Annotated in this window: 6 protein-coding genes and 1 pseudogene; 5 read left to right on the top strand and 2 right to left on the bottom strand. The window is 58.7% G+C overall.

What is annotated here, in order from left to right; all coding sequences use genetic code 11:
• Positions 1–407: 407 nt before the first annotated feature.
• The 3 genes from AB9K37_RS11415 to AB9K37_RS11405 all read left to right on the top strand — a co-directional run bounded on the left by AB9K37_RS11415 (position 408) and on the right by AB9K37_RS11405 (position 3,104).
• Positions 408–782, top strand: a complete 375-nt coding sequence (locus tag AB9K37_RS11415) for a helix-turn-helix domain-containing protein (protein WP_369838631.1) — start codon at positions 408–410, stop codon at positions 780–782.
• Positions 783–839: 57 nt separating this feature from the next.
• Complete coding sequence (gene hisN / locus AB9K37_RS11410; protein ID WP_369838628.1) at positions 840–1,655, top strand: histidinol-phosphatase; 816 nt, start codon at positions 840–842, stop codon at positions 1,653–1,655.
• A 105-nt stretch (positions 1,656–1,760) separates the two neighbouring features.
• On the top strand, positions 1,761–3,104 hold the full coding sequence (locus AB9K37_RS11405; RefSeq protein ID WP_369838625.1) for an 8-oxoguanine deaminase: 1,344 nt from the start codon (positions 1,761–1,763) through the stop codon (positions 3,102–3,104).
• Positions 3,105–3,178: 74 nt separating this feature from the next.
• On the opposite strand, the gene guaD is transcribed toward AB9K37_RS11405, so the two are convergent.
• Positions 3,179–4,474 (bottom strand): guanine deaminase, encoded by a 1,296-nt coding sequence (guaD, locus tag AB9K37_RS11400; protein WP_369838622.1) that lies wholly within the window; start codon positions 4,472–4,474, stop codon positions 3,179–3,181.
• Between the two features lie 125 nt (positions 4,475–4,599).
• Here guaD and mgtE point away from each other — a divergent pair, with 125 nt between their 5' ends.
• Entirely contained in the window at positions 4,600–5,994 is a 1,395-nt protein-coding gene (gene mgtE / locus AB9K37_RS11395) for a magnesium transporter (protein ID WP_369838620.1), read from the top strand.
• Complete coding sequence (locus AB9K37_RS11390; protein ID WP_369838617.1) at positions 5,991–6,548, top strand: 5-formyltetrahydrofolate cyclo-ligase; 558 nt, start codon at positions 5,991–5,993, stop codon at positions 6,546–6,548. Before mgtE ends, AB9K37_RS11390 begins: the two co-directional genes overlap by 4 nt.
• On the opposite strand, the pseudogene AB9K37_RS11385 reads toward AB9K37_RS11390, so the two are convergent.
• Positions 6,549–6,851 (bottom strand): annotated as a pseudogene (locus AB9K37_RS11385) (EamA family transporter); the annotation flags it as partial.
• Positions 6,852–6,993 lie beyond the last annotated feature (142 nt).

The raw sequence follows: 6,993 nt of genomic DNA, 5'->3' as shown, positions 1-6,993 counted from the left end.
AAACCGCCAGCCGCTACATGATGGTCGAGGCATTCGCTCAGATCGACAACGAGGAGACAGACCCAATTCTCAGCATAAAAGCCGCCTGATCATGACCTCAGGCCACCCGACAAATTACACCACCTTGACGGACGTGACCTCCTGTTTCTGTCAATGGGACATAGGTTCCTAATTATCCTAAGGATTACCCTTAAGGATCATATGGATATCTTGGTTTTTCCGTATAGGTTTAGTTACATATCATCTTACAAGGGTACAGCAGGGCTTGAAGTCGCTCTGTTTGTGTGTCCTGAAGGCGCTGGGATCGTTCTAGGGGGTGCGAGTTCCGGCGTGAATTGGGGATAAAAACAAAACAAAGACGGCAGATCATGGTTATTGGTGATCTTCTGGACTAAATGGAGCAAGAAATGACGCACCCTGTGGATGTACACGTTGGCCGTCGCGTCCGTCACCGCCGCTGGATGATCGGGATGACTCAGCAGCAACTGGCTGAGCGTGTCGGAATTAAATTCCAGCAAATCCAAAAATACGAAACTGGGGCTAACAGAGTGAGTGCGTCTCGCTTATGGGACATCGCCACCACCCTCGAAGTCCCTGTGAGCTTTTTCTTCGAAGGCCTCGAGGGAGAGGATGCTCCTGTCGCAGAAAAATCGCCTGCTTTGCCTGCTGATATCTTGGGCGACAAAGAAGCACTGGACCTGATCCGCTCTTATTATGCGATTCCGGAGAACCAGCGCCGTCGTCTCTTCGATCTGGCACGCGTTCTGAGCGACGTGGCTTGATTTGAAACGCCCCACGGGGTAGCGCCCTTGTAATCACTCTTCGCAAGGTCAGTCCCTATGACGCGTTTTTCGATCGACACTCAAACCGCCTTGACCGAGGTGGCCTCGGAAATGGCCGACGCAGCGCGTTCGGCCATTTTGCCGTTTTTCCGTAGTCCCGAACTGCTGGCTGATAACAAAGAAGAAGACGGGTTCGATCCTGTCACCGAAGCGGATCGCGCCGCCGAAGCCGCCATGCGCAACGTGCTAGAGCGCCGTCGCCCACAGGACGGGATTCTGGGTGAAGAGATGGGCAAACAGGATGGCACCAGCGGATTGACGTGGGTTCTGGACCCGATCGACGGAACGCGCGGTTTCCTGAGCGGCACGCCCACTTGGGGGGTGCTGATCGCGCTCTCAGATGACAATGGACCCATTATGGGAATCGTAGACCAGCCCTATATCCAAGAGCGCTTCTTTGGCGGGTTCGGTCAGGCTTGGTGTGACGGCCCCCATGGACGCCGCACCCTGCATGTTCGCGGTCCCCGCCCGCTGGAAGAGTCGATTCTGTTTTCGACGTTCCCCGAAGTCGGGACGCAGGATGAGCGACGGGCATTTCATCATCTTGGCAACCGTGTGCAATTGGTGCGCTACGGTATGGACTGTTACGCCTATGCGCTCTTGGCGGCTGGTCAGATCGACCTTGTGGTCGAGGCAGGCTTGAACTCCTACGATATCCAAGGACCGCAAGCGGTGATCGAAGCGGCTGGCGGCATCGTCACCGATTGGCACGGTGGCCCTGCCCACAACGGAGGGCGCATTATTGCAGCAGCCTCCGAGGCACATCACGCCGAAGCAATGCGTCTTCTCGAAGAGGGTCTTGCCAACATCTGAGCGGAAGGTATTTTCCCCGCAGTGGCGTATCCTTTGTCCTTCTCTGGCGCCCCTGATTTTTTTGTGTGATCTGAGGAGGGCATGGCGCACGAGAGGCGATTGACCATGTCCGAAATTCTGATCCAAAACATTGATCACCTGTTAACGATGGATGACACGAGGCGAGAGCTGTCAGGTGTTGATCTGCGCATATCGGGCGGGGTGATTTCTGCGATTGGACAGGGCCTGCCCTTGGGGGGTGCCGAAGTCATCGATGCCCGAGGGTGTGTCGTGACACCGGGTCTCGTGAACACACACCACCATCTCTATCAATCTATGACTCGCGCGGTGCCGGGGGCGCAAGACGCTCTGCTGTTCGGTTGGCTGCAAAAGCTCTATCCGATCTGGGCTATGATGGGCCCCGAAGAGATGTTCGTGTCCGCGCAGCTCGGCTTGGCCGAACTGGCTTTGTCAGGGTGTACGCTGAGCGCTGATCACCTGTACCTCTACCCGAATGGCGCGCGCCTTGATGATACGATCAGCGCCGCCAAAGAGATTGGACTGCGGTTCCATCCGACGCGCGGGGCCATGAGCATCGGCGAAAGCGATGGTGGCCTGCCCCCAGACAGCCTGGTCGAGAATGAAGCCGCGATCCTCGAGGACTGTATCCGTGTCATCGATGCCCACCACGATCCTCGCGAAGGAGCAATGGTGCGTGTCGGCATTGCACCGTGCTCTCCGTTTTCGGTGAGCCGCGATCTGATGCGAGATGCGGCGCTTTTGGCGCGAGATAAGGGCGTGATGCTCCACACCCATCTGGCGGAAAACGAAGAAGACATTGCCTATAGCCTTGAGACGTTCGGTTGCCGGCCAGGTGAGTACGCCGAAGATCTGGGGTGGACCGGGCCCGATGTGTGGCACGCACATTGCGTCAAGCTGGACGGCGCTGAGATTGATCTTTTTGCGCGGTCTCGTACGGGTGTCGCTCACTGTCCCTGCTCGAACTGCCGATTGGGGTCGGGAATCGCACCGGTTCGCAAAATGCGGGATGTTGGCGTTCCGGTTGGTCTAGGAGTCGACGGGTCGGCAAGTAATGATTCCGCAAACCTGATCTCTGAAGCGCGTCAGGCGATGCTTCTTCAGCGCGTCCAAAGCGGTGCGACCGCCATGAGCGCCCGCGAAGCTCTGGAGATTGCGACGCGGGGTGGGGCGGATGTCTTGGGGCGGCCGGACTGCGGACGGCTCGAGGTCGGCAAGCGTGCCGATATTGCTGTTTGGGATTGCCGCACTGTCGAGAGCGCTGGCAGTTGGGACCCTGCCGCATTGCTGTTGGCGGGACCAACCCAAGTGCGCGATTTGTTTGTCGAAGGTCGTCAGATCGTCCGAGATCGTCAGCTATCCACAATCGATTTGGGAAAGCTTGTGGAAAAACAAAACCGTTTAGCGCGTGCTTTGGCGGAGCGGGCCTAAAAGGTTAACAAATCCTTAATGCCTGTGGATAACTCTGTGTGGGAAATCCCCATCGCACAGGGTTTTCCTGTGGATCATTTTGGCTGGACTTGGACGCCGCCGACCCACACTGATTTCACGGCGCGATCGTCACCCATCATGATCGTCGGGAAAACGGCCTCCCAAATGTCGTTTGCCCGATCGTGACGTTGCGCAATGGCCGGAGTGGACGCGAGGTCCAACACCGTGATGTCCGCTTCTGATCCGATGGCCAGTGTCCCGATGCGATCCTGCGCGTGCAACGCCCGTGCGGACCCCTCGGTCGCGAGCCACAAAAGCTGCGCTGGGTGCAGGGCCGTACCGGCCAACTGCCCGATCTCGTAGGCCGCTGCCATGGTTCGGAGCATAGAGAAACTCGAGCCGCCCCCAGTGTCCGTCGCAAGTCCGACGCGGATGCCTCTGGACGCCAGTTTCGCAGCCTCGAAAATGCCCGAGCCGATAAAGGTGTTCGAGGTTGGGCAGTGGACAACAGCCGCGCCAACCTCGGCAAGTCTGTCGGCTTCACGCGGCTCGAGGTGAATGACGTGACCGTAGAGCGCGCGCTGGCCCAACAGGCCAAATGTCTCGTAGGTGTCTAGGTAATCTTTTGCATTAGGAAACAGTGATTTAACCCAATCGATTTCGTCGGTCTGTTCGCTTAGGTGGGTCTGCATCAGGCAGTCTGGATGCTCTGCCCAAAGAGCGCCAAGCGCCTCTAGTTGTTCTGGTGTCGAGGTCGGAGAAAAGCGCGGTGTGATGACATATTCTGCGCGGCCCACACCATGCCATTTTGCCAGCAGTTCCTTGCTCTGGTCGTAGGCTGTTTGCGGCGTGTCACAAAGGCCCTCGGGTGCATTGCGATCCATGCAGGTTTTGCCTGCAAAAACCCGCATCCCGCGGGTGGCGGCCGCCTCGAAAAAGGCATCCACACTGCAAGGATGTATGGTGCAATAGCTGACCTGTGTGGTGGTGCCGTGCGCCAGCGCAAGATCAAGCGTCAGGTCTGCGCGGGCACGTGCCTCGTCTGGATCGGCAAGCGTCATCTCTTCGGGGAAGGTGTAGCTGTTGAGCCAATCAATCAAACGTTTGCCCCAGCTCGCGATCATTCGGGTTTGGGGGTAATGCATATGGCTGTCTACAAATCCCGGAAGAATAAGACCCTCTCCATAGTCTACCACTTTTGCCTGTGGATAACTTGTCTGCAAGGTCTCGGCTTCTCCCCGCGCCACGACTTTTCCACCTTCGATCAGGAGTGCACCGCGCCGGTTATACCGAGCGGCCTCTACCCCGATTTGCATTGCGTCGCCTTCGAACCAAAGCGTCTGGCCGATCATCAGGGTCTGCGTGGTCATGGGCTGCGCCTCCTTGTTAGCGGATGAGAGCATAAGTGGCCCGAGGATAAAGGAAAAGGTGGCTTCCCTCTGTCACTTTTCAAACCGCCTCGCTAAGCTGCCCGCAAATCAGAATGGAGGGCGACATGTTGGATGACAAAGACGAGTCCGAAGTACATGACGTTCCGGAAACAGAAGATGAAGCAATTCTTGACGGCAAGCGTTTTGCAGCCATCCGACTTGCTTTGGCTGCCGGTGATTCTAAACGCGTAACGGGTTTGCTCGAACCACTGCACGCAGCGGATATCGCCGACTTCTTGGAACAAATCGATGGTGGCGAGCGGCGCGAAATCCTGTTGCTGGCCCCTGCGCTCTTTGACGGCGAGGTGCTGTCCGAACTCGATGAGTCGATCCGCGAAGACGTGATCGAATTTTTGCCGCGCAAATTCCTCAAAGAGGCGGTGCGCGATCTGGAGTCCGATGACGTCGTTGACCTGATCGAGGATCTGGAAGACGAGCAGCAGTCTGTCATTCTGCAGGCGCTGGATGGGGCGGACCGTGCGGCGGTCGAGCAGTCGTTGGGTTACCCCGAGTATTCTGCCGGTCGCTTGATGCAGCGCGAGGTCGTATCTGCGCCCGAACATTGGACCGTAGGGCAGGCGATTGATTTTCTGCGCGCCTCCGAAGATTTGCCAGAACAGTTCTACCACGTGACGCTCGTTGACCCGCGTATGCGGCCTATCGGGAACGTGACCCTTGGACGGCTCATGGGCAGCCCACGCGCGATTTATCTGAGCGACATCCAAGAAGACACCTTTCGGACGATCCCCGCGACCACCGCGCAGGGCGACGTCGCCTATGCCTTTAACCAGTACCACCTAATCTCTGCGCCGGTCGTCGATGATGACGGGCGGCTGGTCGGGATGATCACCATCGATGACGCGATGATCGTTCTGGACGAAGAGCACGAAGAAGACATCCTGCTGCTGGCGGGTGTCAGCGACGGCAGCCTGTCCGACCGCGTGATCGAGACAACCAAGCAGCGCCTGCCGTGGTTGGCGGTGAACCTGCTGACGGCGATCCTTGCCAGCCTTGTGATTGCCCAATTCGAGGACGCGATTGCCACCGTGGTTGCCTTGGCTGTTCTAATGCCGATCGTTGCATCTATGGGCGGCAACGCGGGCACCCAATCGCTGACTGTGGCCGTGCGCGCGCTCGCGACCAAGGACCTGACTGGCTCAAACGTCTGGCGAGTCATTCGTCGCGAGAGTTTCGTGGGCTTGATCAATGGGGTCGCTTTTGCGGTGATCATGTCGATTGTCGGAATCATCTGGTTCGGCAGTCCTGTGCTTGGCGGTGTGATCGCTGTCGCAATGGTGGTGAACCTCGTCGTTGCGGCGCTCGCTGGGACGGTCATTCCGATTATCATGGAGCGTGTCGGCGTCGATCCTGCTCTGGCGTCCGGCACGTTTGTGACCACCGTGACTGATGTGGTTGGCTTCTTCGCCTTCCTCGGTCTCGCCAGTGCTGTGATGCTATGACCGACCTGACCGCTATCAAGGCAGAGGCCCGCAAGACAGCCTTTGCCCGCCGCAAAGAGGCGCACGCCAACCACCGACCCGGACGGGCAGGGGAGCTGTCCTCGTTCCTCGCTGGGCATCGCGGCGTGCCGATTGCAGGCTACATGCCCATCCGCACCGAGATTGATCCGCTGCCCGCGATGGCAGAGGCTGCGGCCTACGGCCCCGTGGGTGTTCCGGTGATCGAGGCTGAGGGCAAGCCTTTGCAGTTCCGCGCGTGGGAGCCGGATTGCGCGATGACAGATGGCCCGTTTGGGGCCAAAGTCCCTGCCGCAGGTGACTGGATCATTCCGCAGATCGTCATCGTCCCGCTGGTGGCCTTCGACCGCAAGGGCGGGCGTCTGGGCTATGGTGGCGGGTTCTACGACCGGACTTTGGAACTGCTGCGCGCCTCGGGGCCTGTGCTCGCTGTTGGTTTTGCCTATGAAGCCCAAGAGGCGGAGGATCTGCCGCTAGAGCCGACGGATCAATCGCTCGATATGATCATCACGGAACAGGGCGTGATCAGCCTCTGATCAGGACTTGGTTGCTGCCGCGGGCGGCGTGATTTTTCGTTTTAACATGGCCTCGCGCCACGTGATGTAGCTGACCGACGCGATAATCACCCCACCGCCCAAAACGGTGAAGGGGTCGATACCCTCTTCGAACACCAACGCCCCAAGCGCAACTGCCCACACCAATTGCAGGAACGTCGCGGGCTGGGTGACCGCGACCGGCGCCTCTTTGAACGCGAGCGTCATGGTGTAGTGCGCGCCCGTCGCGAGCCCCGCAACCGCCAGCAACAAGCCAAGCTGCGGCAGGGTCGGGTTCACCCAATGGGTGTCAACGGCGGAGTAAAATTCGGCCATTGTGGCGGAGCAAAAGTCGGCCAGTTTGGGGCGAGCGCCTTGGAGCGTGCGGCCCTCATATAGCAAGCCCGGTCCAAGGCGCATTGGCCGTCAGGCCAATTCTGTGAGGTTC

The sequence above is a fragment of the Donghicola sp. XS_ASV15 genome (assembly GCF_041224595.1).
GTDB lineage: Bacteria > Pseudomonadota > Alphaproteobacteria > Rhodobacterales > Rhodobacteraceae > Donghicola.
This window is presented reverse-complemented; position numbering and strand designations above follow the sequence as displayed.

Bases quoted from the DNA above. Each gene is read 5' to 3' on its own strand.
- AB9K37_RS11390 (WP_369838617.1), top strand. From the start codon at position 5,991: ATGACCGACCTGACCGCTATCAAGGCAGAGGCCCGCAAGACAGCCTTT.
- guaD (WP_369838622.1), bottom strand. From the start codon at position 4,474: ATGACCACGCAGACCCTGATGATCGGCCAGACGCTTTGGTTCGAAGGC.
- AB9K37_RS11405 (WP_369838625.1), top strand. From the start codon at position 1,761: ATGTCCGAAATTCTGATCCAAAACATTGATCACCTGTTAACGATGGAT.
- hisN (WP_369838628.1), top strand. From the start codon at position 840: ATGACGCGTTTTTCGATCGACACTCAAACCGCCTTGACCGAGGTGGCC.
- mgtE (WP_369838620.1), top strand. From the start codon at position 4,600: ATGTTGGATGACAAAGACGAGTCCGAAGTACATGACGTTCCGGAAACA.
- AB9K37_RS11415 (WP_369838631.1), top strand. From the start codon at position 408: ATGACGCACCCTGTGGATGTACACGTTGGCCGTCGCGTCCGTCACCGC.